Source organism: Gammaproteobacteria bacterium (genome assembly GCA_030680605.1).
Lineage (GTDB): Bacteria > Pseudomonadota > Gammaproteobacteria > SURF-13 > SURF-13 > JAQBXX01.
The window spans coordinates 35,031-59,191 of the sequence record JAUXUQ010000001.1 but is presented as its reverse complement, the minus strand read 5'-3'; the positions used below and the strand labels follow the sequence as shown (position 1 = coordinate 59,191).

Here is a 24,161-nt window from a genome sequence, read left to right as displayed (position 1 = left end):
TCCTTGAATTAACGTTAAAAAACGCGTGTATACTACCACAATCGCAATGCATCACAGCCACCCCATCGAACACACCCCGGCACAGGCACCCACCCATGATCTTTGTCACCCTGGTTTTCATGTTGCTGCTGATACTGGTAGCGGCGGAAGTCTTTTGTAATGCGCTGGAACACTTGGGCGAGCGGCTGAAGATATCCGAAGGGGTGGTGGGCTCGCTGTTCGCCGCCGTGGGCACCGCCCTGCCGGAAACCATGGTGCCGATACTCGCCATTTTCGCGGGCACGGACAACATGGAGCTCAACCATGAAATCGGCGTGGGTGCCATCCTCGGCGCGCCGCTCATGCTCTCCACCCTCACCCTGTTCCTGCTGCTGGTCGTCACCGTGAAAACCCGCGGGATAAACGGCCACTTCACGCCGGAAAAAACCGGCCTCACACGCGACCTCAACTTCTTTCTGCTGGCCTTTTCACTCGCCGCCGTCGCCCTGTTCATCCCGCGCGAGTTCGACATCGTCCGCATTGCCATCGGGTTCGGCTTGGTGCTGGTGTATTTTGTCTACATCCTGCTCACCCTGCGCGCCTCAAGCAAGCTGGTGCAGGACGGCCACGCCACAGCGGCCCAGGGCGCCATGCTGCTGTGCCGTCTGGGGCTGCCACTCAACTTCCCGGTGATTTATCTGCAGCTGGTGCTGGGCCTGGCGCTGCTGATACTGGGCGCCAAGGGCTTCATCCATGGCATTGAGGAGGTCGCGCCGATTATCGGCATTTCGGCCTTGCTGCTGTCCATGTTGATCATCCCCGTCGCCACCGAGCTGCCGGAAAAGGTCAACAGCATATTGTGGATACGCAAACGCAAGGACACCCTCGCCTTCGGCAACATCACCGGCGCCATGGTGTTTCAGGGCACCCTGCTGCCCGCCATTGGCATCATGCTCACCCCGTGGGGCCCGCGTCTTGATGTCGTGCTAGGCGTCTTCGTGACGCTGGCGGCCGCCCTCTGGATACGCCTCATGCTCCAGCGCGGCCAGCTGCGTGTCTGGCACGTGGCCGTGAATGGGGTTTTATACGTAAGCTATATCGCGGTAGTGCTGAGCATCAGCCCGTCCGGCCCTGTGGCAAGCTAACTACCACTGCGAATCAATGGGGTCAGACTCGATTGATTCTGCATGAACATCACAGCCGTGTTTGTCGCAAGCTAACTGTAATTTTTCAAGGTAGAAGCGGTAATCTGCCTCGGCACCGAAGATTTCAGTACGATTGTTGCCACGCAGGATGACGTGTTGCGGCTGGCCGGGAATCACAAATCTGGGTAAGCGCACCATTGGCGGCCTCGAAGTTTATATCAATGGACACTGTACGAGGTGTTTAATCAAGAATCAATCGAGTCTGACCCCATTGATTCTGTAGAGTCTGACCCCATTGATTTGATTGATTTGTGTGACCCCATTGATTCTGTGTGACCCCATTGATTCCATTGATTCACCATTGATTCATCGAATCTGACCCCATTGATTTCTGATTGATTTCTTGACCCCATTGATTTCTTGATTTATTTCCTTGATTGCGCACATTGATTGCGCAAACTCGGCAGGTTAAGCTGGGCTTGTGAAGCCAAACACGTCATCGCCCTCTACAGCCATCCATTTCATCACCCTTTCGCACGCTGCCTCACGGCTTCGTACAAGCAAATGCCGGTGGCTACGGAGACGTTGAGGCTCTCCACGCTGCCGTGCATGGGGATGCGGATCAGCACATCGCAGTGCTCGCGCGTAAGGCGGCGCAGGCCTTTGCCCTCGCCCCCCATCACCAGCGCCAGCGGGCCTTTTAAATCTGCATCGTAGAGGCTGGCGTCCGCCGTGCCGTCGGCGCCGATCAACCACACCCCAGCATCGCGCAACATGCGCAGGGTGCGGGCAAGATTGGTAACCTGAATAAACGGCACCGACTCGGCTGCACCGCTCGCCACCTTGCGCACGGTGGGCGTGAGGCTGACACTTTTGTCGCGCGGGGCAACCACCGCGTGTACGCCTGCGGCATCGGCGCTACGCAGGCAGGCGCCGAGGTTGTGCGGGTCTTGCACGCCATCCAGCACCAGCAAAAAAGGTGGTACGCTCAGCGTAGTGAGCAGGCTGTCGAGATCATCCTCGGTGTGTGCCTTGGCCGGTGCGCATTGCGCCACCACCCCTTGATGGGGCGCGCCTGCGGCCATCGCATCCAGTTGCTGACGCGTAATGGTATGCACGGTGACTTTCGCCTGCTGTGCCAGAGTTAATATTTCCTGCATGCGCGCATCACGACGTGAGTCGTCCACCCATACGCCGGTGACTGCTGCGGCATTACGGCACAGTGCGGCCTGCACAGCATGCAGACCATGAACAAGATGGATTGGGTTATGAGCCATAAAGGTAAGCGATGTGGCTCTAGCGCGCAGTGATGTCTTGCAGCAGCGGTGTGCATCCCCGCTCACGCGTGAGTTCGCCAGCGAGCCGATAGGTATGGCCCGCCTCTACTTCCACTGCAAGCGGAGCGCGAGCCTGTAGCACAATGGAGCGACGCGTGCTTGGCGTCAGCGTGTCGTAATCCGGGTCGAACAGCATGGATTTGACGCGAAAACTGCACTGTACCTCCACGGTATGCGCGCCGGGCAATACCTCTATGCGTAACACTGTGCCGCTCACATGTACTCCGTCCACGCTGCCGAAGAGCGCGCCGCGCGCGGTGATGCCGGGTATCATCGGGTCGGCCTCGATAACAGCGATCTGATCGGGCGCCAGCTCCGGACCGGGATAAAGTCTGGCAGTTGAGGCACAACCGGCAGTTAACAGCACCGCCAGCGCGAGGCCGACCAGAAGCTGACCGTGAACAGGAGTTGTTAGGGTGTGTGCCATGGCAATCACCTCATGCAGGGCTCGGCAGCGACGGCATACGCTTTAGTGTCGCGTACGCCTGCGCTTGGAACGTGACTTGGGCTTCTTTTCCTGGGCTGGTGCCGGCTTTTTGCCTTTAGTTTTGACTACTGTCTCTGCCAGCTCAAAATCGATTTTTCGGTCATCCATATTTACCCGCACCACCCTGACGCGCAATGTGTCAGCGAGGCGGTACACGGTATTGGTACGCTCGCCCAGCAGGCGATGCTTTCCGGCGTCGAAGTGGTAGTAGTCGTTACTGAGCGCGGTGACGTGCACCAGGCCCTCGACATAGATATTCTTCAGCTCGAGAAACAAGCCAAAGCTCGTGACACCGGTGATGACGCCTTCGAACTCTTCGCCAATCTTGTCCACCATGTATTCGCATTTGAGCCAGGTGACGGCGTCGCGCGTCGCCTCATCCGCCCGCCGCTCCGTCATTGAACAATGCTCGCCGAACGACTGCATGGCCTCGTGGGTGTAATCAAACTTCGCCACAGCCTTGCGTGACAAACAGTGGCGAATGGCGCGGTGCACCAGCAGGTCGGGATAGCGGCGGATAGGTGAGGTGAAATGCGTGTAGCCTTCCAGTGCGAGGCCAAAATGGCCGGTGTTGTCGGGTGTGTATACCGCCTGTGCGAGGCTGCGCAGCAGCACGGTCTGAATCAGGTGCACATCCTCGCGCTGCTGGATACTGGCCAGCAATTTGGCATAGTGCCTGGGCTCAGGCTTGTCACCGCCGCCCAGGCTGAGCCCCAGCTCGGCGAGAAATCCGCGCAGATCGGTAAGCTTTTCACTGCCGGGACCATCGTGCACGCGATACAGCGCGGGAATTTCGTGCTCCAGCAGGAATTCAGCCGCCGCAACGTTGGCTGCTATCATGCACTCTTCAATCAGTTTGTGCGCATCGTTGCGCACCACCGGTACGATGCTCTCAATCTTGCGTTGCGCACCAAAAATGATCCGTGTCTCGGTGGTTTCAAAGTCCACCGCGCCACGTTGATCACGGGCATGGCGCAAGGCCTTGTAGAGTGCATACAGCTCATGCAGGTGCGGCAACACTGTGGCATATTTCTGCCCCAGTGCCGTGTCGTCTTCAACCACCATTGCCGCTACTTCTTCGTAGGTCAGCCGTGCCTGCGAGCGCATCACACCTTCAAAGAACCGGTGCCGCTCCACCTTGCCCGTACTGCTCACCTGCATTTCGCACACCATGCACAGGCGGTCGGTGTTGGGGTTGATCGAGCACAAGCCGTTTGACAGCACCTCTGGCAGCATGGGGATGACACGCTGGGGGAAATACACCGAAGTGCCGCGCAACCGCGCCTCGGTGTCGAGCGCCGTGCCCGGCACCACATAACTCGATACATCGGCAATGGCGACCAGCAGCCGCCAGCCCTTGCCCTGACGCTCGCAGAACACGGCATCGTCGAAATCACGCGCATCGGCACCGTCGATGGTCACCAGTGGCAAAGCACGCAGATCTTCGCGGCCACGCTTGGCCGGTTCCGGCACCTCGGCGCCCAGCTGCCCTACTTCGGTCTCCACCTGTAGTGGCCACTCCAGCGGCAGATTATGGGCGCGAATGGCAACATCGATTTCCATGCCCGGCGCCATGTGGTCACCAAGTATCTCCACAATTCTGCCTACGGCCTGAGTACGCTTGCCCGGCTGCGCCGTAAGCTCGGCGATCACGATCTGTCCATGCGCTGCACCGGCCTGCTGGTCGGCGGGGATGACGACGTCATGGCGGATGCGCTTGTTGTCGGGCGACACGGTGCCGATGCCATGCTCGCAGTAAAATCGGCCTACGACACGCGTGGTGTTGCGCTCCAGCACCTCTACAATGGAACCCTCGCGCCGGCCGCGGCGATCTATGCCGGAGACACGCGCCATGGCCCGGTCACCGTGCACCAGTACGCGCATTTCGTGCGCCGAGAGGAATAGGTCATCGCCGCCCTCATCCGGCACCAGAAAGCCAAACCCATCCGGGTGACCGATGACACGGCCACGCACCAGATCCATCTTCTGCACCAGCCCATAGTCACCGCGCCGGTTGCAGATCAACTGGCCGTCACGCTCCATCGCCTTGAGGCGGCGGCGCAAGGCCTCAAGGCCCTGTTCGTCACTGATTTTCAGGTCAGCGGCGATTTGCGCCTGGGTCAGCGGCACACCCTGCTCGGCAAGGCGCTGCATGATGTATTCACGGCTGGCGATGGGGTGGTCGTACTTGGACGCCTCACGCCCGGCGTGCGGGTCATGTCTGTTTCTGGTAGTGGACTGTTTCTTCTTCATTGAAAAAATACCGCCTGTAGAGTAAAGTGCGCACCTTCGGCATGCATCTCAGCAGAGTGTGCCGATGAGCCGGGGTGGCGGAATTGGTAGACGCGCTAGCTTCAGGTGTTAGTGGGGGTAACCCCGTGGAGGTTCAAGTCCTCTCCTCGGCACCATTAAAACAGTAGCGAGTGGCTGGTTGCCAGTAACGCGGAAAAGCGGTTACTCGTCACTGGCTACTCGCTGCTATGCTTTCGGCAATGTTACCCCTGTCTGACCCTGATATTTGCCACCGCGATCCTTGTACGACACGTCGCAGACCTCGTCTGATTCAAAAAATATCACCTGCGCCACGCCTTCGTTGGCATAAATCTTCGCAGGCAACGGTGTAGTGTTGGAAAACTCCAGCGTTACATACCCCTCCCACTCCGGCTCGAACGGCGTCACATTGACAATGACACCGCACCTGGCATAGGTAGACTTGCCCAGGCAGATGGTAAGTACGTTGCGCGGAATACGGAAATACTCCACCGTGCGCGCCAGCGCAAACGAATTCGGTGGAATGATGCACACATCTGCCTTCACATCGACAAAACTGTTGGCGTCGAAATTCTTCGGGTCAACAATGGTCGAGTTGATGTTGGTGAAAATCTTGAATTCGGTGGAACACCGGATATCATAGCCGTAGCTCGATGTACCGTAGGACACAATTGGCCCCTTGTCCGTGTGCTTCACCTGACCCGGCTCGAACGGCTCTATCATGCCGTGCTTCTCCGCCATGCGGCGGATCCATTTATCGGATTTGATGCTCAATCAATCGCTCCTTTTAAGTCGCTAGTGGCCAGGCTAATTTTTTCCTCGCTGCTCACCACTAGTCACTCGCTACTGCAGTCAAGTATTTTGTATCACGATCTTGGGAAATTTAGCGCTGAAATCCCTGGCGCGCAATGAAAGCTTCGCACCGACGTGGCGCGCAATCTCGCGGTAGGCCTGAGCGATAAGACCTTCCGGGTCTGCCACCACGCTCGGGTGCCCCCCGTCGGCATTTTCCCGGATGCTGATGTCGAGTGGTACGGAACCGAGCAAATCCACCTTGTACTGCTGCGCCATGCGCTCGCCGCCACCGGCGCCGAAAATGTGCTCCTCGTGGCCACACTGGCTGCAAATGTGTGTGCTCATGTTCTCGATAATACCCAACACCGGCACTTCGACCTTCTCGAACATCTTGAGCGCCTTGCGCGCATCCAGCAGCGCAATGTCTTGTGGTGTGGTGACAATCACGGCGCCGCTCACCGGCACCTTTTGTGCTAACGTCAACTGGATGTCACCGGTACCGGGCGGCAGGTCTATGACCAGGTAGTCCAGTGCCTCCCAGCGGGTGTCGTTGAGTAGCTGCTCCAGCGCTTGGGTGACCATCGGGCCGCGCCAAATCATGGGTGTCTCTTCATCTATCAGATAGCCGACCGACATCGACTGCAGGCCGTGACCCATCACCGGCGCCATGCTCTTGCCGTCAGCCGACGTCGGGCGCGTCTGCACACCCAGCATACGTGGCTGGCTCGGGCCGTAGATGTCCGCATCTAGTATGCCGACGCTGGCGCCTTCAGCCGCAAGCGCCAAGGCAAGATTCACCGCCGTCGTCGACTTGCCCACGCCGCCCTTGCCGGATGCCACGGCAATGATGTTTTTGATATTCGCGTGCGGCTTTACACTCTTCTGCACGGCATGTGCGACCACACTGGAGGTGATGTTCACCGTCACCTTGGGTACACCCGGCAGGGCACTGACCTTGGACTTAATCGCCAGCGCAAGGGTGGCCTGAAAACCTTGCGCCGGATAACCGAGCACGACATCCACCGTCACGCCGTCAGCATCTATCCCTATGTTCTTTACGGCCTTGGCCGACACCATATCCATTTGCAGATACGGGTCTACCACCTCACGCAAGGCGGCCTCGACCTGTGTCTGGGTAACATTTGCCACTGCAATCCTCCGGGGCGCACCCCACAACTCTCTGCCCAAGCACATAATTTTACACGGATTCAGGGCAGCGCGGCGATCTTTTACGGCGCTGGCTTGCTACAATGGCACTCTTCACAGCCGCCCAACGCCATGCCAGACACACGTAAAATCCTCGTCACCAGCGCCCTCCCCTATGCCAACGGGCCAATTCACCTTGGCCATCTGGTGGAATACATCCAGACCGACATCTGGGTGCGGTTTCAGAAGATGCAGGGGCACGATTGCACCTATGTCTGCGCTGACGACGCCCACGGCACACCCATCATGCTGCGCGCACAGCAGGAAGGCATCACGCCCGAGGCGCTGATTGCCCGCATCAGCGACGAGCACCAGGCGGATTTCAAGGCCTTCGGCGTGGCGTTCGACAACTACCACTCCACCCACTCGCCCGAAAACGAGGCATTTGTACGCGCTATTTATTTAAAACTGCGCCAAAACAGCCACATCACCCAGCGCACCATCAAGCAGGCCTATGACCCGGTCAAGGAGATGTTTCTGCCCGACCGTTTCATCAAGGGCGAATGTCCGCGCTGCGGCGCCAAGGATCAGTATGGCGACAGTTGCGAGGCCTGTGGCGCAACCTACTCACCCACGGATCTGAAGAATGCCGTATCGGCGCTCTCTGGCGCGAAGCCGATCGAAAAGGAATCCGAGCATTATTTCTTCAAGCTCGGCGACTTTGAGCCGATGCTGCGGGCGTGGCTGAATCCTGACATCACCCAGACCCGCCACGTACAGTCCGAAGCGGCCAACAAACTCAATGAATGGTTCGACGCCGGCCTGCAGGACTGGGACATCTCCCGTGATGCGCCTTATTTCGGCTTCGAGATTCCTGACGCGCCCGGCAAATATTTTTACGTCTGGCTCGACGCGCCGGTCGGCTACATGGCGAGCTTCCAGAATTACTGCGCCCGTGAGGGCGTTAATTTTGACGACTACTGGCACAAGGACAGCAGCGCCGAGCTTTATCATTTCATCGGCAAGGATATTTTATACTTCCACGCCCTGTTCTGGCCCGCCATGCTGGAAGGATCTGGCTATCGCAAACCGACAGCGGTGTACGCCCACGGCTTCCTTACCGTGAATGGGCAGAAGATGTCGAAGTCGCGCGGCACCTTTATTACGGCGCGCACCTATCTGAATCATCTAAACCCGGAATATCTGCGTTATTACTACGCCACCAAGCTCAACGACAGCATGGCCGATATTGACCTCAGCCTTGATGATTTTGTTGCCCGCGTAAATTCGGATCTGGTAGGTAAATATGTAAATATCGCCAGCCGAGCTGCGCCGATTCTCCACAAACATTTCGGAGGAAACATCGGAGACCTTGCTCTCGGACAGAGGTACCGGAATAACCAACCAGTATCGGACTATCGAGACGTGATATTAGGGAATGCGCTTGTGTATGCTGACTCGATCTCACAGCTTTACGAACAAAGACGGTTCTCAGCTGCGACCCAGCTTATCATGAAGCTGGCGGATCAGGTCAATAAGTGGTGGGATCAGAGCGAGCCTTGGACCCTTTCAAAAAACTTTCTAACGCCTGAAAACCCGTCCGATCCGGCGTACTTGCACAGAGTGTGCTCCGTTGCAATCGAAGCGTTCAGACTGCTCACACTTCTCCTGAAACCAATCCTGCCAGCGCTGGCAGACAATGCGGAGAAGTTTCTAAATCTAAGCAAACCACTCGACTGGAATGATATACACGCGCACTTACAACCCAGCCATAGAATTGGAACATACTCGCACCTTATGACCCGTATCGACTCCAAACAAATTGATGCCATGCTCGATGCAAGCAAGGAAACCCACACCATGAATAGCCCCACAGCAACGCCCGTCACCAACGAAGCGGCCACTATCAGCATTGACGACTTTGCCAAAATCGATCTGCGGATTGCCAGAATTGTCACTGCCGAACACGTCGAGGGGGCGGAGAAGCTGCTGAAACTCACGCTCGATATTGGCGAGGAACAGCCTCGCACAGTGTTCGCCGGCATCAAGTCGGCCTATCAGCCCGCCGATCTGGAGGGCAAGCTGACAGTGATGGTGGCCAACCTCGCGCCGCGCAAGATGAAGTTCGGGCTGTCGGAGGGCATGGTGCTGGCCGCAGGGCCCGGCGGTAAGGATTTGTGGATAATGGAACCCCATGCCGGTGCTCAGCCGGGAATGCGGATAAAATAAACTCATTACATATAACCAAATATCATATAAATATAAAATAATATTCTTTTTATTTATGTAGGGACGGCCTTTATAATGCGCCTCCCACATAACTCTCAGCGACCATGACGGAATACGCGCTCATTCTCCTCAGCACGGTGCTGGTGAACAACTTTGTGCTGGTGAAGTTCCTCGGTCTGTGCCCGTTCATGGGGGTCTCGCGCAAGCTCGAGACCTCGACCGGGATGGCGCTCGCTACCACCTTTGTGCTCACGCTGTCGTCGGTATGCAGCTATCTGGTGAATGAGTATCTGCTGACGCCGCTCGGGCTGGAATACCTGCGCACGATAGGTTTTATTCTGGTGATCGCCGTGGTGGTGCAATTTACCGAGATGGTGGTGCACAAGACCAGTCCGCTGTTGTATCAGGTGCTGGGTATCTTCCTGCCGCTGATTACCACCAATTGCGCCGTACTCGGCGTTGCTCTGCTCAATGTGCAAGAGCAGCATGGCTTCACCCAGTCGGCCGTGTATGGCTTTGGCGCTGCCGTGGGCTTTTCCATGGTGCTGATTCTGTTCGCCGCCTTGCGTGAGCGTATTCTGGTTGCAGATGTGCCGGTGGTGTTTCGTGGCCCGGCCATTGCGCTCATCACGGCCGGGTTGATGTCGCTCGCCTTCATGGGCTTCACCGGCCTGATCAAGGTCTGAGCATGCTGGCGGCCGTTCTCGCATTGGCCGTGCTGGCGGTCGTCTCGGGGCTGGTGTTGGGTTTTTCCGCCATCCGCTTCAAGGTGCAGGGAGATCCGCTGGCGGACAAGATCGATGCCCTGCTGCCACAGACGCAGTGCGGCCAGTGCAGCTACGCCGGCTGCCGCCCTTATGCCGAGGCCATGGCGAAGGGCGAGGCCGATATCAACCAGTGTCCTCCCGGCGGTGAAACGACCATCGTGGCGCTGTCGGAATTACTCGGGCGCGAAGCCAAGCCGCTCAACGCCGAGCATGGCGTCAGCAAACCCAAGATGCTCGCCATCATAGATGAGCAACGCTGCATCGGCTGCACGCTCTGCATACAGGCCTGCCCGGTGGACGCGATCCTCGGCGGGGCCAAGCATATGCACACGGTGATCGCGGCCGAATGCACCGGTTGTGAATTATGCCTGCCACCTTGCCCCGTAGACTGCATTGATATGGTTCCGGTAACAGCTACTGCTGGCACCTGGAAATGGACTCAGCCCGCCGAGCTGGCACACCTCCGGGGCCAAGGGTGATGCAAAAACTGTGGCGCTTTCCCGGCGGGCTGCATCTCGACGGCCATAAAGCCGAATCCACTACCACGCCGGTTGCCGCGGCGCGCCTGCCCAAGCGGCTGGTGCTGCCGCTGCAACAGCACATCGGTGCGCCCGCCAAACCGCTGGTTGCTGTGGGTACCCATGTACTGAAGGGGCAGGTTATCGCGGCAGCGTCCGGCTATGTGAGCGTCCCTCTGCATGCCCCCACCTCCGGCACCGTGGTCGAAATTGCCGAGCACGCGATCCCGCATCCGTCCGGCCTCAGCGCATTGTGCATTGTGCTGGAAAGCGACGGCGAGGATCGCTGGGGAAAGCGGCACGTGATTGAGAATCCGGCAGCGGTCCAACCCAGTGCATTGCGTAACGTGCTACGTGAAGCAGGTATCGTTGGCCTCGGTGGCGCGGGCTTTCCGAGCTTCATCAAACTGAATCACCTGCCCGGCAGTGTGGTCGATACCTTGGTTCTGAACGGCGCGGAGTGCGAACCCTATATCACCTGCGATGACATGCTGATGCGCGAGCATGCGGATGAAATTCTCGCCGGACTGGCGATTATGCGCCATGCCTTGCAGGCCAGACGCTGCATTATCGGTATCGAGGACAACAAGCCGGAAGCCTACGCCGCCATGCTCCGGGCAGCACAACAGGCGAGCTTGCCGGATGTAGAAGTTATTCAGATACCGACGCGCTACCCTGCAGGGGGTGAGAAACAGCTCATCCATGTACTCACCGGCAAAGAGGTACCCAGCAATGGGCTGCCGATACAGATTAGCGTAGTGTGCCACAATGTCGCCACGGCCCGCGCCGTTTACCGCGCCATTACCCATGGCGAACCGCTGATCACGCGCTACGTCACCGTCACCGGTGACGGTGTCGTAGCGCCGCGCAATCTGGACGTGATGCTCGGCACGCCCATGCAGGAGTTGATTGAGCAATGCGGCGGCGCAGCAGACGGCGCCCGTCTGGTCATGGGTGGCCCCATGATGGGTTTTGTATTGCGGCATTCAGACATCCCGGTTATCAAAACCACCAACTGCCTGCTGCTGACGCGCCCCACCACAGCATCGCAGGCCCTGCCCTGCATACGCTGCGGCGCCTGCGTCGATGTCTGCCCGGCACAGCTGCTGCCGCAACAGATCTACTGGCATGCGCGCGCCAAGGACTTCGCCAAGACCCAGGCCTACAACCTGTTTGACTGCATCGAGTGCGGCGCCTGCGCAGCGGTCTGCCCCAGCACTATTCCGCTGGTGCAGTACTACCGCTTTGCCAAGGGCGAGATCTGGGCGCAGGAGCGTGAGAAGCAAAAGGCCGATGTCGCGCGCCAGCGCCATGAGGCGCGGCTGACACGCTTGACGCTGGAGAAGACTGAACGCGATGCGCGTCATGCCGAAAAGAAGGCCGCCCTGGCCAACAAGGTTGCGCCCCGGACGGAAAACATCAGCTAACATACGTACTCATGCCTACTTCAAGCTCCCCTTATCTGCACCGGGCTGACTCCGTCACCATCATCATGCTGCGCGTGCTATACGCGCTTATTCCCGGCGTGGCCGCCTACGTCTGGTTTTTTGGCTGGGGCGTACTGATCAACATCCTGTTTGCCGTCGTCGTTGCCCTGACCTGTGAAGCCATCATGCTGGCCATGCGCGACCGACCCCTCAAACCTTTCCTGCTTGACGGCAGTGCCGTCGTTACCGCCGTGCTGTTGGCGCTTGCCTTGCCGCCGCTCGCCCCGTGGTGGATGGTTCTGATCGGCACAGCCTTCGCCATCATCATTGCCAAGCAACTCTACGGCGGCCTCGGCTTTAACCCGTTCAACCCGGCCATGGTCGGTTATGTGGTGTTGCTGATTTCGTTCCCGCGTGAAATGACCGTGTGGCTGTCACCGGAGATGGTGAGTGGTCACAGCTTCAGTCTGGCAGAGTCTCTGACCGTTGTTTTCACCGGACAATGGCCCAGCGCACTGACGCTGGATGCCGTCAGCGCTGCCACCCCGCTCGACAGCGTAAAGACCGGGCTCAGCCAGGGGCACGCCGTGGGCGAGACCCTGACGACCAACCCCCTGTTCGGGAGTCTCGGCGGCAAGGGCTGGGAATGGATAAACGGCATGTTTCTGCTGGGCGGGCTGTGGCTGATCTACAAGAAGGTTATCAGCTGGCACATCCCCGTGGCCGTACTCGGCACCCTCGCCGTGCTGGCCGGGTTCTTCTATCTCGTGGAACAGGACACGTTTGCCTCGCCCGTGTTTCACCTGTTCAGCGGTGCGGCCCTGCTGGGCGCCTTTTTTATCGCCACTGACCCCGTCACAGCCAGCACCACACCGCGTGGGCGCATCTACTACGGCGTGGGCATCGGCGCATTCACGTACATCATTCGCACCTGGGGTGGTTATCCGGATGGTATCGCCTTTGCCGTCCTGCTGATGAACATGGCCGCACCTTTGATCGATTACTACACGCAGCCGCGCACCTTCGGCCATAAAGACTGATGACGATTGCAAAACACATTCTGATTACGGGCGTCGTGCTCGGCCTGTTTGCGATAGGCGGCACCGCCATCGTTGCCTATACCTTCGAGCAGACCAAGGCGCGTATCGCGCAAAACGAACGCGATGCCCTGTTGAGAAAACTGCATGCGCTGAGCCCGCCTGCCCTGCATGATAATGACCCACTGCAGGACACCCTCGTGATTCAGGACAAGGGACTCTCCAGCAAACCCGTCACGGTATACCGCGCGCGTAAATCCGGATTGCCTGTCGCGGCGGCATTCACGCCTGTAGTCGCACCCGACGGTTACAGTGGCCCGATCAAGCTGCTGGTAGTGATACGCTACGACGGCGTGCTCGCAGGCGTGCGCGTGATTGCCCATCGGGAAACACCCGGTCTCGGTGATCCGATCGACGAAACCCGCTCCGACTGGATTCTCGGTTTCGCCGGGCGTTCACTCGGCAACCCACCAGCGCCGCAGTGGAAAGTGAAAAAAGACGGCGGTATCTTTGATCAGTTTACTGGTGCTACCATCACCCCACGGGCGGTGGTCAAGGCCGTGCAGAATTGCCTCCACTATTTTGCGGCACACCGGGAAGCGATCTTCCGGCCTCGGCCCACCACAGAGCAGATACAAAAGGATGCCCATGGCTGAGATCGGCTACAACAGAATCATGCGTGACGGGCTCTGGAGCAACAACCCGGCCCTGGTGCAGATACTGGGTCTGTGCCCGCTGCTTGCCGTTTCCTCCACCGTGATTAATGGGCTGGGACTGGGGCTGGCTACAGCGCTTACGCTGTTTCTCTCCAACACCATTATCTCGGCTCTACGCCACTGGATCAGCGACGAAATCCGGTTGCCCGTCTTCGTGCTGGTGATTGCCTGCGTGGTGACAGCGATTGAAGTCGCCATGAACGCCTACTGGCACGAGCTTTACAACATCCTCGGTATTTTCATCCCCCTGATTGTGACCAACTGCATCGTGATCGCCCGCGCCGAGGCCTTTGCCTCGCGCAACAGCGTCGGTCGCGCCTCCATGGACGGGTTGTTCATGGGCTTGGGCTCACTGTACGTACTGGTACTGCTCGGCGCCCTGCGGGAAGCGATAGGTCAGGGCACCCTGCTGGCACATGCCGATCTCATGTTTGGCGAGGCGGCGCGGGGCATGACCATCACCCTGGTCGAGGACTACCCCGGCTTCCTGCTTGCCGTATTACCGCCCGGCGCATTCATCGGTCTCGGTCTGCTGATTGCCATCAAGAATGTGATCGATGCCCGCTTCGCGCGCAGCACTGCAAGCACCATTCCCGTTACGCAAGGTGCGGGCGCACACTTCTGAAACCCAGTCTGCCGCTGCATAGATACAATGGGTCACACTTCTTGCCTCAGACATCTACTATCGCTGTCGACATCCGAACCGCCAAGCCAGAATGAATCTGCAAAAACGCCGTGAGTTGTTCACACGCCTGCAACAGGCCAATCCAGCCCCCACAACCGAGCTGCATTACAATAGTCCGTTTGAACTGCTGATCGCTGTGATATTGTCTGCGCAAGCCACCGACAAGAGTGTAAACCGCGCTACTGCCAGCTTGTTCCGGGCTGCACGTACACCCCAGGCCATGCTTACGCTGGGCGAGGACGGCCTCAAGCAGCACATCAAGACCATCGGCCTTTACAACAGCAAGGCGCGCAACATCATCCGGACCTGCGGGCTGCTGGTCGAACAGCACCGAGGCCAGGTACCGCATGAACGTACCACTCTTGAAGCCCTGCCAGGTGTCGGCCGCAAGACCGCCAACGTCATCCTCAATACCGCGTTTGGCGAACCCACGATTGCTGTCGATACTCACATCTTCCGGGTCGCCAACCGTACCGGCCTTGCACCGGGAAAGAACGTAGTCGCAGTCGAGAACAAGTTGATGCGTGCGGTACCCCCGGAGTTTCGGCTCAATGCCCATCATTGGCTCATTCTGCACGGGCGCTACACCTGCATCGCGCGCAAGCCGCGCTGTACGGCATGCGTCATTTATGATCTGTGTGAATACAGGCACAAAATCACAGACGAAGGAACTTCGGCATGATATTTCCGGAGGGCCGAGAGGACATGCGGCGCATCTTTTTGCGCGCATGGGAAAAGCACAGTACAGAGGAACCGCTAGAGGAGATGGAGCGACGTATCGTGGATGTCATTCTGCTGCACCCCGAATATCATCAACTGCTTGCAGATGGCGATCATGCCCTCAGCCGCGACTACTCACCCGAGCAGGGTGTCTCCAACCCGTTCCTGCATATGGGTCTGCACATCGCCATACGTGAGCAGTTGGCGACCGGGCGCCCCTCAGGTATCGAATCACACTACCAGGCCCTGCTGCTGAAACTGCGTGACCCCCACCAGGCCGAACATCACATGCTGGAGTGTTTAGGTGAAGTGCTGTGGCGCGCACAGCGTGATGCCGCTGCGCCTGATGAAGCTGCCTATCTGGAGTGTTTGCGAGAAATCAGTGACAAGCACTGACAACAGACAAGGTTATGCCCTGCCAGACCCTCTGGCAAGGTCACTTATTCTCAGCCAAGTCTTTCGCTGATGGCCCGCTGCACCTGACTCAGCGTTGCCTCGATACTGACTATCGGCGTGAGGCACTGCTTCATGGCAGTGTCAGGATCTTTCAAACCATTGCCTGTCAGGGTACACACTATCCTGCTGCCTTGCGGTATTTTGGCGGATGCAATATCACGCATCGCACCGGCCAACGATGCCGCCGAAGCCGGCTCGCAGAAGATGCCCTCTTTCTCACACAGCAGTTTCTGCGCCGCAAGTATTTCTTCATCGCTACATTCGTCGAACCAGCCCTCCGACTCCTCGCGCACCTTCCAGGCCTGATCCCACGACTGTGGGTGCCCGATACGAATGGCTGTAGCTATCGTTTCCGGGTTATCCACCATTTTGCCACGCATAAAGGGCGCCGCGCCGCTGGCCTGATACCCCAGCATGCGCGGACGCTGATGAATAATCCCGCTGGCATGATATTCGCTGTACCCCATCCAGTAGGCAGTGATATTGCCTGCATTACCGACCGGTATGCAGTGAAAATCCGGCGCAAAGCCAAGCTCTTCAACGATCTCAAACGCCGCTGTTTTCTGGCCCTGCAGTCGATAGGGATTAATGGAATTAACGATGGTAACCGGCACGGCCTGTGCCACCTCCTTTACCAGGCGCATGCCGTCATCGAAATTGCCCTTGATCTGGATGACTTCGGCGCCATAAATCATGGCCTGGGCAAGCTTGCCGAGCGCAATCTTGCCATCCGGGATCAGTACAAAGGCGGTAATTTCCGCCCTGGCCGCATAGGCAGCGGCAGCAGCAGAGGTATTTCCGGTCGAGGCGCAGATGATCGCGCGACTGCCCGCCTCCACCGCCTTGGTCACGGCCATGGTCATACCGCGATCCTTGAAGGAGCCGGTTGGATTGAGGCCTTCATATTTCACATAGATGTCGACATCCTTGCCTAATTGCCGCGGGATGTTCTGTAGCCGTATCAGCGGTGTATTGCCTTCACCCAGGCTTATGATGCGTGTGTCATCGTGTACCGGCAGGCGGTCGCGGTATTTGTCGATAAGGCCGGTGTAGCGTGAATGCTGTGGCATGAAGAATCTCTCAACAGATAAATGCAGGGTAAGGCGAGACGCAGCGTATCAGCGTGACAGGTGCTCAAGCCGTATCCGCATGATATTACCGCTGATGGAAGGCAGCGCCTCGATACGATTGATCGCCTGGTTCATGGATTTTTCCAGCGTGCTGTGCGTGAGTATGATGATAGGCACCTCGCTCTCACCCGCCATCGGCTCTTTTTGCAATATCGACTCGATGCTGATCGCATGATCCGCAAGAATGCGGGTCACATCTGCCAGCACTCCGGGGCGGTCCAGCGCCTGCAGCCGCAGATAATAGGCCGTCTCCACCTGTTCCATCGGCAGGATCGGAACATCCGACAGCGCATCCGGCTGAAAGGCCAGATGCGGCACGCGGTTCTCGGGGTCAGAGGTCAATACACGCACCACGTCCACCAGATCGGCGACGACGGCAGACGCGGTGGGTTCTGCACCCGCGCCGGCACCGTAGTATAGCGTCGGGCCGACAGCGTCCCCTGTGACCACCACGGCGTTCATGACACCATCCACGTTGGCAATCAGCCGTCGCTGCGGAATCAGGGTGGGGTGTACGCGCAACTCAATACCCTGTGCACTGCGGCGTGCAATGGCCAGGTGCTTGATGCGATAACCCAACTGCTCGGCGTAACCAACATCGGCGCGCGTGATGCGGGTAATGCCCTCGGTATATACCTTGTCGAACTGCAACGGTATACCGAAGGCAATGGCCGCAAGTATGGTAAGTTTGTGCGCAGCGTCGATGCCTTCCACGTCATAGGTGGGGTCGGCCTCGGCGTAACCCAGCCGTTGGGCCTCTGCCAGCACGGCATTGAAATCCTGCCCTTCGTCGCCCATCTTGGTCAGGATGAAATTTCCGGTACCGTTAACAATACCCGCGAGCCATTCAATGCGGTTTCCCGCCAGCCCCTCGCGGATCGCCTTGATGATGGGGATGCCGCCCGCCACGGCGGCCTCGAACGCCACCATCACACCCTTCTTGCGTGCGGCATTGAAAATTTCATTGCCGTGGCGAGCGATCAGGGCCTTGTTGGCAGTAACGACATGCTTGCCATTGGCGATGGCGCGGCTCACCAGATCAAGCGCGAGGTCAGTGCCGCCGATCAGCTCTACAATAATGTCGATATCGGGATCATTGACCACCTCCAGAGGCTGATCTGTCAGCGTGATACCCCGGGTATCACATATGCGCTTCTTTTTGAGATCGCGGGCACTGGCATGCGTCACCTGGATACCGCGCCCGGCACGCCGTGCAATTTCTTCGGCGTTGCGCGCCAACACGTTGACCGTGCCTCCGCCCACCGTGCCGAGACCCAGTAACCCTACCTTGACGGGTTTCATGATATCAGTGCACGCGGCAATGACAGCTGAAAAAGAATGAGACTCATATACCGGCAACCGCTTTTAATGTGTCGTGCGCCGCATACACCTTGTCCTTCTTGAACATTTCACGAATACAACGCACTGCCTGGCGCGTACGGTGCTCATTTTCGATCAGCCCGAAGCGCACGTGGTCATCACCGTATTCACCGAAGCCAATACCCGGCGACACGGCCACCTTGGCCTCTTCCAGCAGCTTTTTGGAAAACTCCAGCGAGCCCAGATGGCGGTAAGCGGGGGGGATCGGCGCCCATACAAACATGCTGGCGCGCGGTTTTTCGACTGCCCAACCCAGCGCATTAAGCCCTTCACATAATACGTCGCGGCGCTGACGGTACATCTCGGAAATTTCGTGCACGCACTCCTGGGGGCCGTCCAGTGCCGTGATGGCCGCGACCTGGATCGGCGTAAACATCCCGTAATCGAGATAGGATTTCATGCGCGCGAGCGCCTCGACAAGATGGTGGTTACCACACATGAAGCCTACCCGCCAGCCAGGCATGTTGTAGCTCTTGGACAGGGTAAAGAACTCCACCGCCACCTCCTTGGCCCCCGGCACTTGCAGGATGGATGGCGCAACATAGCCATCAAAGGCGATATCCGCATAGGCCAGATCGTGCACCACCCAGATTTCGTGCTCGCGGGCGATAGCAATCACCTTCTCAAAAAAATCCAGCTCGACACACTGCGTGGTCGGATTACCCGGAAAATTCAGCACCAGCATCTTGGGTTTGGGCCACGAGCCCTTGATGGCCTTTTCCAGCTCGGCAAAAAAGTCTACGCCCGCCACCAGCGGCACATGCCGTATGTCCGCACCCGCAATCACAAACCCATACGGGTGTATCGGATACGATGGGTTCGGCACCAGCACGACATCGCCAGGCCCCATGGTGGCGAGTGCGAGATGGGCCAGCCCTTCTTTCGAGCCTATCGTGACGATGGCCTCCTTGGCATGGTCCAGTTCGACGTTAAAGCGCCGCTGGTACCAGTTACAGATCGCCTTGCGTAGCCGGGGGATGCCGCGCGAGAGTGAATAGCGATGGGTATCGCCACGCTGTACGGATTCAATCAGCTTGTCCACGATGTGGGGTGGTGTAGGCTGATCCGGATTGCCCATGCCAAAATCAATGATGTCCTCGCCGCGCGTGCGCGCCTTGGCCTTCAATTCGGTTACGATATTGAAGACATAGGGCGGCAGACGCTTGATTCGCTGAAAATCGGTAATCACGCTGGAAGACCCATAAGTATTATCATAAACTTGCAACGATACTGGCGACGCCGCAGCCTGTCAATTGCTTGACAGGCTGCGGCGTCGCCCCCAACCATGATCAACACAGCATGATGCAACTCAGTCAGGCAACAGGCACCGATCGTTACACCATACACTCTTACAGTGATGGTGGAATATGCATACTGCACTCCACCAGCACGGGCGTGAGCCCCCTGCCCGAAACGCTGCACCAAAGCCTGGTGCTCACCCCCAGCCGCCTGATCCGTAACTGGCCACCCCAGCAGTTCGATGCCCTGGCCACCGCGCATTTCGCCATCCTCGATGAACTTCAACCCGAGGTACTGTTGCTGGGGTGCGGCCCCCACCAGCGCTTTCTGCCGCCTGGATTACAGGCGCACCTGGCACAGCGCGGTATCCCTGTCGAACTGATGAATACCGGCGCCGCCTGCCGCACCTACAATATCCTGGCCAGCGATGGCCGCAATATCGCCGCAGCGTTACTGATGATATAGCCGCTGTGGCTCATTAACGCTGCCTGGGCAGATAATGCAAAGGGTCTACCGGTTTGCCATCCCTGCGTACCTCGAAATGCAGCATTACCCGATCGCTGCCGGTACGCCCCATATGGGCAATGGTCTGACCCGACTTGACCAGATCGCCTTCCTTGACCAGCCGCAGCTTGTTGTGCGCGTAGGCACTGAGGAAGGTGCCATTATGCTTGATAATAACCAACTCACCCAGCCCGACCAGACCGTTGCCGCTATACACTACACGCCCCTCGGCTGCCGCGTTAATCGCATCCCCTTCCCGGCCTGCGATATTGATGCCCTTGTTGCCATCGGCGTTGAAGGTCGCAATCACCTCGCCGCGCGTCGGCCATGCCCAGACAGGCCTGGCGGCAGCGGCCGCCACATCCTCATTCGGAGACGGCTGGGGCGGGGGTGCTTTATCGGCAGGGGTCGTAGCTGGCTTGCGTTGCTGTGGGCTTGCGGGTGTAGTCTGCTGCGTTTCTGCGGTTACGGCAGTTGGCTTCAGGCTCAACGTCTGCCCGGCATAAATCCGGTACGGTGCCCTGATGCGGTTCCATTGCGCCAGCGTTTTGTAATCCAGTCCGTACTGCCAGGCGATGGAATACAGGGTATCGCCACGCTGTACCCGATAGTAACCCCCGGCGGCCTGCCGCGCCTGCCCACTGGCGGACACGACGGGTGCAGCCCGCTCCGCTGGAGGCGGCACAGACTCTGCCCGCACCGGTGCCGCTACCTGACGGCCGCCACAGGCAACCAGCAGCAGGCACAGAACCACGACAGAGAGGGCCCGTTTCATCCGTGCCAAAGATAAATGGCCAGTGCAAGCAGCACAACGGTCCAGCCAATGCGGTCTATGTATTCCAGCAGCATGCGTTGCATGCGTACGCCACCCCAGACCATCAGAGCTGCTACCAGAAAAAACCGTGCGCCACGCCCGATCAGTGAAGCAATGACAAACGGCAACAGTGCCATCGCGATGACACCCGCCGCAATGGTAAACATTTTGTAGGGTATGGGTGTAAACGCGGCAATAAATATCGCCCAGAAACCCCAGCGCTGGAACCAGTCGTGGGCGCGCAGGTAAAGCTCCCAGTAACCGGCCTGGTGCAGGACTGGCTCAATCAGCGTAAAAGCGGTGTAGCCTATAACATACCCCAGCAGGCCACCCAGCACCGACGCTACCAGCGTCAGTGTAGCAAAGTGCCAGGCGCGATCAGGCTGCGCCAGCGCCATGGGCGCCAGCATCACATCCGGCGGCACCGGAAAAAATGACGATTCGCTGAAGCTCAGGGCGGTGAGATACCACGGCGCGCGGGGGTGGGTCGACCAGCGCATCACACGTGTGTACAGGGCGGAAAACAGGTGCATCAGGCCGCCCCGCCCAGCAACGGCACAAAACTTACCCGGTCGAGGGATTCGCGCGTGTAGCCGTCGCGCGTGCGTGTCACCCGGATCAGGTCTTGCGCACCGGGGGGGCCCACGGGCGCCACCAGGTGACCGCCTTCGGCCAGCTGCTCCAGCAGGCTCTGCGGCACCTCCAGCGGGGCGGCACTCACCAGAATGGCGTCGTAGAGGGCATGCTGCGCCCAACCGGCGTAGCCATCACCATGCTTGATCTGAATATTGCGCAGCTTGAGCTCACTGAAGCGCAAGCGCGCACCGGCGAGCAGCGATGCAATTCGCTCAACGCTGTACACTTCGTTGACCAGCCGGGCCAGTATCGCCGTCTGGTAGCCGCAGCCGGTACCTATCTCCAGCACCTTGTGTGGCGTGCCGCCCTCCAGCAGGGCCTGTGTCATGCGGGCAACGATATAAGGCTGCGAGATGGTCTGGCCATGGCCGATGGGGAGCGCCGTATCCTCGTAGGCACGGCTTGCCAGGGCCTCATCGACAAAGATATGCCGTGGCGTGGAGCGTATGGCCTGCAACAGGGCCGGGTTGCTGATGCCTTGTTCTTCCAGTCGCTTCACCAACCGTTCGCGGGTGCGTTGCGAGGTCATGCCAATGCCGTGGTGTTGCAGACTCACGGTTGGCCGCCCTCCCGCACCACATCACGCGTGGCATTGAGCCCGGACGCGCCCTTCAGCCAGCTCGCTACCTTGTCGAGTGCGGTATAACGCGTGAGGTCGATCAAAATAGGTGTTACCGATACATGCCGGCGCCGAACGGCATCGAAATCAGTGCCGGCACCGGCGTCCTGCTCCGCACCCGGGGGGCCAACCCAGTATATCGGCCGCCCCCGCGGATCCGCGGCCTGAATGACACGCTCCGCCCTGTGTCGGTGACCCAGGCGGGTGGCCTCGAAGCCCGCGATGTTCTGCCACGGCAGGTCCGGCACATTGATGTTCAAAATGGTATCCGCGGGCAACGGGTCGGATTGCAACCGCTCGATAATATGCAGCGCCACCTGCGCGGCAGTATCGTAATGCTCATGCCCTACCAGTGAGATGGCCAGCGCTGGCAGACCCAGAAACCGCCCCTCCATGGCAGCGGCCACCGTTCCTGAATAGAGCACATCATCGCCCAGATTAGCACCCGCATTAATTCCCGACACGACCATGTCCGGCTCCTGCTCCAGCAGGCCGGTGATCGCGAGGTGGACGCAGTCCGTCGGCGTACCGTCGACCCGGATGCAGTCATTGTCAGTCCAGGTAGCCCGGATCGGGCTGTCGAGTGTCAGTGAGTTGCTGGCGCCGCTACGGTCACGATCCGGGGCCACCACGGTCACATCGGCCCGTGTGCGCAGTGCCTGCGCCAGACGGATAATGCCCGGGGCCAGGTAGCCATCATCATTCGTCAGCAGAATTCTCATGACCCTATCGTTACAAGAACGTAAAAAATATTTACGCAAAAGGCTGCAGGATCCACCCTCGGACGCCTTACATAGAGGCAGGCCCGACGTAGTGCATCACAGCCGGTGCACCCCGGCATATACCACCAACCTAAGGCCTGATAATTAAACACCTCTTGATTATCAAGCCGTTTACTTTATTCTCACAGGGTTCAGTGACACTATAACAACGACGACTGGAGACAATCTGTCCCCGCCGGCTTGTCCCCGTCTTTTCCCATATGTCGGGTCGTATGTTTTTAGTGTAACCGCCATCTCAGGTACATTTTACCTGAGGGCAGTGCGGTTGCGGCTAATTTTAATGTGAGATCCGATATGAACCTGCAATTGCTGTTGGCAAGATGCCTGCCTCACCTGTTGGGCGTCTGTCTACTACTGCTCGGCAGTTCGTGGGCGCATGCCAAGTTTATCCTGTTCCCCACTCTCACACTGAAATCACATCAAGGCGCGAACCCGCACGCAGCGTGCAGCGCACCCAAACAGAGTGCGCTGGGGGCGCAACTCGACCTTTTTTACGCCGACGATAGTGGCCGTCTGCGCTTCCTGCCTGAAGCCCTGTTAACTCCGGAGCAGCATCCAAAGCGCCTGCAGGTCGGCTGGCCGTTTATGCCCGGCACTGCCATCTGGGCGTTCTATGGCGTGGGCGCCAAGGGCGTGGATAATATCCAGATTGCAGACAAACTCAAAAATCTCGGCTGTGACCATGCCCAAGGCTATTACTTTGGCCATCCACTACCCGCAGACAAAGTAACATTGTTGCTGAACGAATCACATCAGCCTGCATCCAATTAGCCATGCAGCGCAGATCAAAGATATCGCAGAAGGATGCCGAGTTGTTCCGTCATGCGGTCAGCAAGACCGTGCCTTTGCGCAACGACAAGGTTACTTTCATGGCGAAGAAGCCGTCACCTCACCCACGCCAAAAGGAGATCGATGAGCAGCAGGTTCTGCGTGACATGCTTTCAGACAGTCCCTACACGGCAGAAGTAGAAGCAGGTGAGGAGCTGCTGTTTCAACGCAGCAGCCTCCAGCACGGACTGTTACGCAAGCTGCGCCGCGGCCAGTTCAGCGTGGGTGCCGAGCTCGATCTCCACGGCATGACTGTGCCCGAGGCACGCAACGCCCTGACGCGTTTTCTGGCTGCTTGCCGCCGCAATGATGTGCGCTGTGTACGCATGATTCACGGCAAGGGCCTTGGGTCACGCCACAAGCTGCCGGTATTAAAGGGGAAGCTTAGTCACTGGTTACAGCAGCGCGATGAAGTGTTGGCATTCTGCTCGGCCCGCCCCGCAGACGGCGGCACAGGCGCCGTTTATGTACTGCTGAAAAAGGCGGGCAACTAGCACTCCACTCCATCGCAAAG

25 protein-coding genes and 1 tRNA gene are annotated in these 24,161 nt (G+C 58.6%); 14 read left to right on the top strand and 12 right to left on the bottom strand.

Features of this window, described 5'->3' with window-relative positions; genetic code table 11:
* The first annotated feature begins 95 nt into the window (after positions 1-95).
* A complete protein-coding gene (locus Q8L89_00295) occupies positions 96-1,124 on the top strand; it encodes a sodium:calcium antiporter (GenBank protein MDP1707509.1) in 1,029 nt (342 codons plus the stop codon).
* A 524-nt stretch (positions 1,125-1,648) separates the two neighbouring features.
* Here Q8L89_00295 and rlmB read toward each other — a convergent pair.
* The 3 genes from rlmB to rnr are packed head-to-tail and all read right to left on the bottom strand — an operon-like array spanning position 1,649 to position 5,201.
* On the bottom strand, positions 1,649-2,401 hold the full coding sequence (gene rlmB, locus Q8L89_00290; protein MDP1707508.1) for a 23S rRNA (guanosine(2251)-2'-O)-methyltransferase RlmB: 753 nt from the start codon (positions 2,399-2,401) through the stop codon (positions 1,649-1,651).
* A 19-nt stretch (positions 2,402-2,420) separates the two neighbouring features.
* Positions 2,421-2,888, bottom strand: coding sequence for a hypothetical protein (locus Q8L89_00285; protein ID MDP1707507.1), 468 nt, complete (start codon positions 2,886-2,888; stop codon positions 2,421-2,423).
* Between the two features lie 42 nt (positions 2,889-2,930).
* Positions 2,931-5,201, bottom strand: coding sequence for a ribonuclease R (gene rnr / locus Q8L89_00280; protein ID MDP1707506.1), 2,271 nt, complete (start codon positions 5,199-5,201; stop codon positions 2,931-2,933).
* 68 nt (positions 5,202-5,269) lie between these two features.
* Here rnr and Q8L89_00275 point away from each other — a divergent pair.
* A tRNA-Leu gene (locus Q8L89_00275) sits at positions 5,270-5,356 on the top strand.
* A 70-nt stretch (positions 5,357-5,426) separates the two neighbouring features.
* Here Q8L89_00275 and dcd read toward each other — a convergent pair.
* Positions 5,427-5,993, bottom strand: a complete 567-nt coding sequence (dcd, locus tag Q8L89_00270; protein MDP1707505.1) for a dCTP deaminase — start codon at positions 5,991-5,993, stop codon at positions 5,427-5,429.
* Between the two features lie 78 nt (positions 5,994-6,071).
* Positions 6,072-7,163 (bottom strand): iron-sulfur cluster carrier protein ApbC, encoded by a 1,092-nt coding sequence (apbC, locus tag Q8L89_00265; GenBank protein MDP1707504.1) that lies wholly within the window; start codon positions 7,161-7,163, stop codon positions 6,072-6,074.
* A gap of 129 nt (positions 7,164-7,292) precedes the next feature.
* Between apbC and metG the strand changes: the two genes are divergently transcribed.
* The 9 genes from metG to Q8L89_00220 all read left to right on the top strand — a co-directional run bounded on the left by metG (position 7,293) and on the right by Q8L89_00220 (position 15,655).
* Positions 7,293-9,389 (top strand): methionine--tRNA ligase, encoded by a 2,097-nt coding sequence (gene metG, locus Q8L89_00260; protein MDP1707503.1) that lies wholly within the window; start codon positions 7,293-7,295, stop codon positions 9,387-9,389.
* Positions 9,390-9,493: 104 nt separating this feature from the next.
* Positions 9,494-10,075, top strand: coding sequence for an electron transport complex subunit RsxA (gene rsxA, locus Q8L89_00255; protein ID MDP1707502.1), 582 nt, complete (start codon positions 9,494-9,496; stop codon positions 10,073-10,075).
* A gap of 2 nt (positions 10,076-10,077) precedes the next feature.
* Positions 10,078-10,635: an electron transport complex subunit RsxB gene (gene rsxB / locus Q8L89_00250; GenBank protein ID MDP1707501.1), complete on the top strand. Its 558-nt coding sequence runs from the start codon at positions 10,078-10,080 to the stop codon at positions 10,633-10,635.
* Positions 10,635-12,101 (top strand): electron transport complex subunit RsxC, encoded by a 1,467-nt coding sequence (gene rsxC, locus Q8L89_00245; protein ID MDP1707500.1) that lies wholly within the window; start codon positions 10,635-10,637, stop codon positions 12,099-12,101. The genes rsxB and rsxC overlap by 1 nt, the downstream gene beginning before the upstream one ends.
* Before the next feature lie 11 nt (positions 12,102-12,112).
* Positions 12,113-13,141: an electron transport complex subunit RsxD gene (rsxD, locus tag Q8L89_00240; protein ID MDP1707499.1), complete on the top strand. Its 1,029-nt coding sequence runs from the start codon at positions 12,113-12,115 to the stop codon at positions 13,139-13,141.
* On the top strand, positions 13,141-13,794 hold the full coding sequence (gene rsxG / locus Q8L89_00235) for an electron transport complex subunit RsxG (GenBank protein MDP1707498.1): 654 nt from the start codon (positions 13,141-13,143) through the stop codon (positions 13,792-13,794). Before rsxD ends, rsxG begins: the two co-directional genes overlap by 1 nt.
* Positions 13,787-14,479, top strand: a complete 693-nt coding sequence (locus Q8L89_00230) for an electron transport complex subunit E (GenBank protein MDP1707497.1) — start codon at positions 13,787-13,789, stop codon at positions 14,477-14,479. The genes rsxG and Q8L89_00230 overlap by 8 nt, the downstream gene beginning before the upstream one ends.
* Positions 14,480-14,570: 91 nt before the next feature.
* A complete protein-coding gene (gene nth, locus Q8L89_00225) occupies positions 14,571-15,221 on the top strand; it encodes an endonuclease III (GenBank protein ID MDP1707496.1) in 651 nt (216 codons plus the stop codon).
* Positions 15,221-15,655, top strand: coding sequence for a DUF1841 family protein (locus Q8L89_00220; GenBank protein ID MDP1707495.1), 435 nt, complete (start codon positions 15,221-15,223; stop codon positions 15,653-15,655). The genes nth and Q8L89_00220 overlap by 1 nt, the downstream gene beginning before the upstream one ends.
* 50 nt (positions 15,656-15,705) lie before the next feature.
* Here the strand turns inward: Q8L89_00220 and thrC are convergent, their stop codons facing one another.
* The 3 genes from thrC to alaC are packed head-to-tail and all read right to left on the bottom strand — an operon-like array spanning position 15,706 to position 19,411.
* On the bottom strand, positions 15,706-16,785 hold the full coding sequence (gene thrC, locus Q8L89_00215) for a threonine synthase (GenBank protein MDP1707494.1): 1,080 nt from the start codon (positions 16,783-16,785) through the stop codon (positions 15,706-15,708).
* 48 nt (positions 16,786-16,833) lie between these two features.
* Positions 16,834-18,147 (bottom strand): homoserine dehydrogenase, encoded by a 1,314-nt coding sequence (locus Q8L89_00210; protein ID MDP1707493.1) that lies wholly within the window; start codon positions 18,145-18,147, stop codon positions 16,834-16,836.
* Positions 18,148-18,190: 43 nt separating this feature from the next.
* Positions 18,191-19,411 carry an alanine transaminase gene (gene alaC, locus Q8L89_00205; GenBank protein MDP1707492.1) on the bottom strand — a complete coding sequence of 407 codons (1,221 nt, stop codon included), beginning with the start codon at positions 19,409-19,411 and terminating at the stop codon, positions 18,191-18,193.
* 113 nt (positions 19,412-19,524) lie between these two features.
* Between alaC and Q8L89_00200 the strand changes: the two genes are divergently transcribed.
* Complete coding sequence (locus Q8L89_00200; protein MDP1707491.1) at positions 19,525-19,929, top strand: MTH938/NDUFAF3 family protein; 405 nt, start codon at positions 19,525-19,527, stop codon at positions 19,927-19,929.
* Positions 19,930-19,942: 13 nt separating this feature from the next.
* Here the strand turns inward: Q8L89_00200 and Q8L89_00195 are convergent, their stop codons facing one another.
* Genes Q8L89_00195 through surE form a run of 4 tightly spaced genes read right to left on the bottom strand, consistent with a single transcriptional unit; the run spans position 19,943 to position 22,759 of the window.
* Entirely contained in the window at positions 19,943-20,743 is an 801-nt protein-coding gene (locus Q8L89_00195) for a peptidoglycan DD-metalloendopeptidase family protein (GenBank protein ID MDP1707490.1), read from the bottom strand.
* The gene (locus Q8L89_00190) at positions 20,740-21,315 is read right to left on the bottom strand and encodes a YqaA family protein (GenBank protein MDP1707489.1); all 576 of its coding nucleotides are present in this window, start codon (positions 21,313-21,315) and stop codon (positions 20,740-20,742) included. Before Q8L89_00190 ends, Q8L89_00195 begins: the two co-directional genes overlap by 4 nt.
* The gene (locus tag Q8L89_00185; protein MDP1707488.1) at positions 21,315-21,947 is read right to left on the bottom strand and encodes a protein-L-isoaspartate(D-aspartate) O-methyltransferase; all 633 of its coding nucleotides are present in this window, start codon (positions 21,945-21,947) and stop codon (positions 21,315-21,317) included. The genes Q8L89_00190 and Q8L89_00185 overlap by 1 nt, the downstream gene beginning before the upstream one ends.
* 23 nt (positions 21,948-21,970) lie before the next feature.
* Positions 21,971-22,759 (bottom strand): 5'/3'-nucleotidase SurE, encoded by a 789-nt coding sequence (gene surE / locus Q8L89_00180; GenBank protein ID MDP1707487.1) that lies wholly within the window; start codon positions 22,757-22,759, stop codon positions 21,971-21,973.
* A 354-nt stretch (positions 22,760-23,113) separates the two neighbouring features.
* On the opposite strand from surE, the gene Q8L89_00175 reads away from it, so the two are divergent.
* Together Q8L89_00175 and Q8L89_00170 are read left to right on the top strand one after the other, a co-directional pair.
* Complete coding sequence (locus Q8L89_00175) at positions 23,114-23,590, top strand: hypothetical protein (GenBank protein ID MDP1707486.1); 477 nt, start codon at positions 23,114-23,116, stop codon at positions 23,588-23,590.
* Positions 23,591-23,592: 2 nt separating this feature from the next.
* Entirely contained in the window at positions 23,593-24,141 is a 549-nt protein-coding gene (locus Q8L89_00170; protein MDP1707485.1) for a Smr/MutS family protein, read from the top strand.
* The last annotated feature ends 20 nt before the right edge of the window (positions 24,142-24,161 follow it).

Excerpts from the sequence above, each read along its gene's own strand:
- Q8L89_00295 (MDP1707509.1), top strand. The coding sequence starts at position 96 with ATGATCTTTGTCACCCTGGTTTTCATGTTGCTGCTGATACTGGTAGCG.
- rlmB (MDP1707508.1), bottom strand. The coding sequence starts at position 2,401 with ATGGCTCATAACCCAATCCATCTTGTTCATGGTCTGCATGCTGTGCAG.
- Q8L89_00285 (MDP1707507.1), bottom strand. The coding sequence starts at position 2,888 with ATGGCACACACCCTAACAACTCCTGTTCACGGTCAGCTTCTGGTCGGC.
- rnr (MDP1707506.1), bottom strand. The coding sequence starts at position 5,201 with ATGAAGAAGAAACAGTCCACTACCAGAAACAGACATGACCCGCACGCC.
- metG (MDP1707503.1), top strand. The coding sequence starts at position 7,293 with ATGCCAGACACACGTAAAATCCTCGTCACCAGCGCCCTCCCCTATGCC.
- rsxA (MDP1707502.1), top strand. The coding sequence starts at position 9,494 with ATGACGGAATACGCGCTCATTCTCCTCAGCACGGTGCTGGTGAACAAC.
- rsxB (MDP1707501.1), top strand. The coding sequence starts at position 10,078 with ATGCTGGCGGCCGTTCTCGCATTGGCCGTGCTGGCGGTCGTCTCGGGG.
- rsxC (MDP1707500.1), top strand. The coding sequence starts at position 10,635 with ATGCAAAAACTGTGGCGCTTTCCCGGCGGGCTGCATCTCGACGGCCAT.
- rsxD (MDP1707499.1), top strand. The coding sequence starts at position 12,113 with ATGCCTACTTCAAGCTCCCCTTATCTGCACCGGGCTGACTCCGTCACC.
- rsxG (MDP1707498.1), top strand. The coding sequence starts at position 13,141 with ATGACGATTGCAAAACACATTCTGATTACGGGCGTCGTGCTCGGCCTG.
- Q8L89_00230 (MDP1707497.1), top strand. The coding sequence starts at position 13,787 with ATGGCTGAGATCGGCTACAACAGAATCATGCGTGACGGGCTCTGGAGC.
- nth (MDP1707496.1), top strand. The coding sequence starts at position 14,571 with ATGAATCTGCAAAAACGCCGTGAGTTGTTCACACGCCTGCAACAGGCC.
- thrC (MDP1707494.1), bottom strand. The coding sequence starts at position 16,785 with ATGCCACAGCATTCACGCTACACCGGCCTTATCGACAAATACCGCGAC.
- Q8L89_00210 (MDP1707493.1), bottom strand. The coding sequence starts at position 18,147 with ATGAAACCCGTCAAGGTAGGGTTACTGGGTCTCGGCACGGTGGGCGGA.
- Q8L89_00200 (MDP1707491.1), top strand. The coding sequence starts at position 19,525 with ATGATGCAACTCAGTCAGGCAACAGGCACCGATCGTTACACCATACAC.
- Q8L89_00195 (MDP1707490.1), bottom strand. The coding sequence starts at position 20,743 with ATGAAACGGGCCCTCTCTGTCGTGGTTCTGTGCCTGCTGCTGGTTGCC.
- Q8L89_00190 (MDP1707489.1), bottom strand. The coding sequence starts at position 21,315 with ATGCACCTGTTTTCCGCCCTGTACACACGTGTGATGCGCTGGTCGACC.
- Q8L89_00185 (MDP1707488.1), bottom strand. The coding sequence starts at position 21,947 with ATGACCTCGCAACGCACCCGCGAACGGTTGGTGAAGCGACTGGAAGAA.
- surE (MDP1707487.1), bottom strand. The coding sequence starts at position 22,759 with ATGAGAATTCTGCTGACGAATGATGATGGCTACCTGGCCCCGGGCATT.
- Q8L89_00175 (MDP1707486.1), top strand. The coding sequence starts at position 23,114 with ATGAACCTGCAATTGCTGTTGGCAAGATGCCTGCCTCACCTGTTGGGC.
- Q8L89_00170 (MDP1707485.1), top strand. The coding sequence starts at position 23,593 with ATGCAGCGCAGATCAAAGATATCGCAGAAGGATGCCGAGTTGTTCCGT.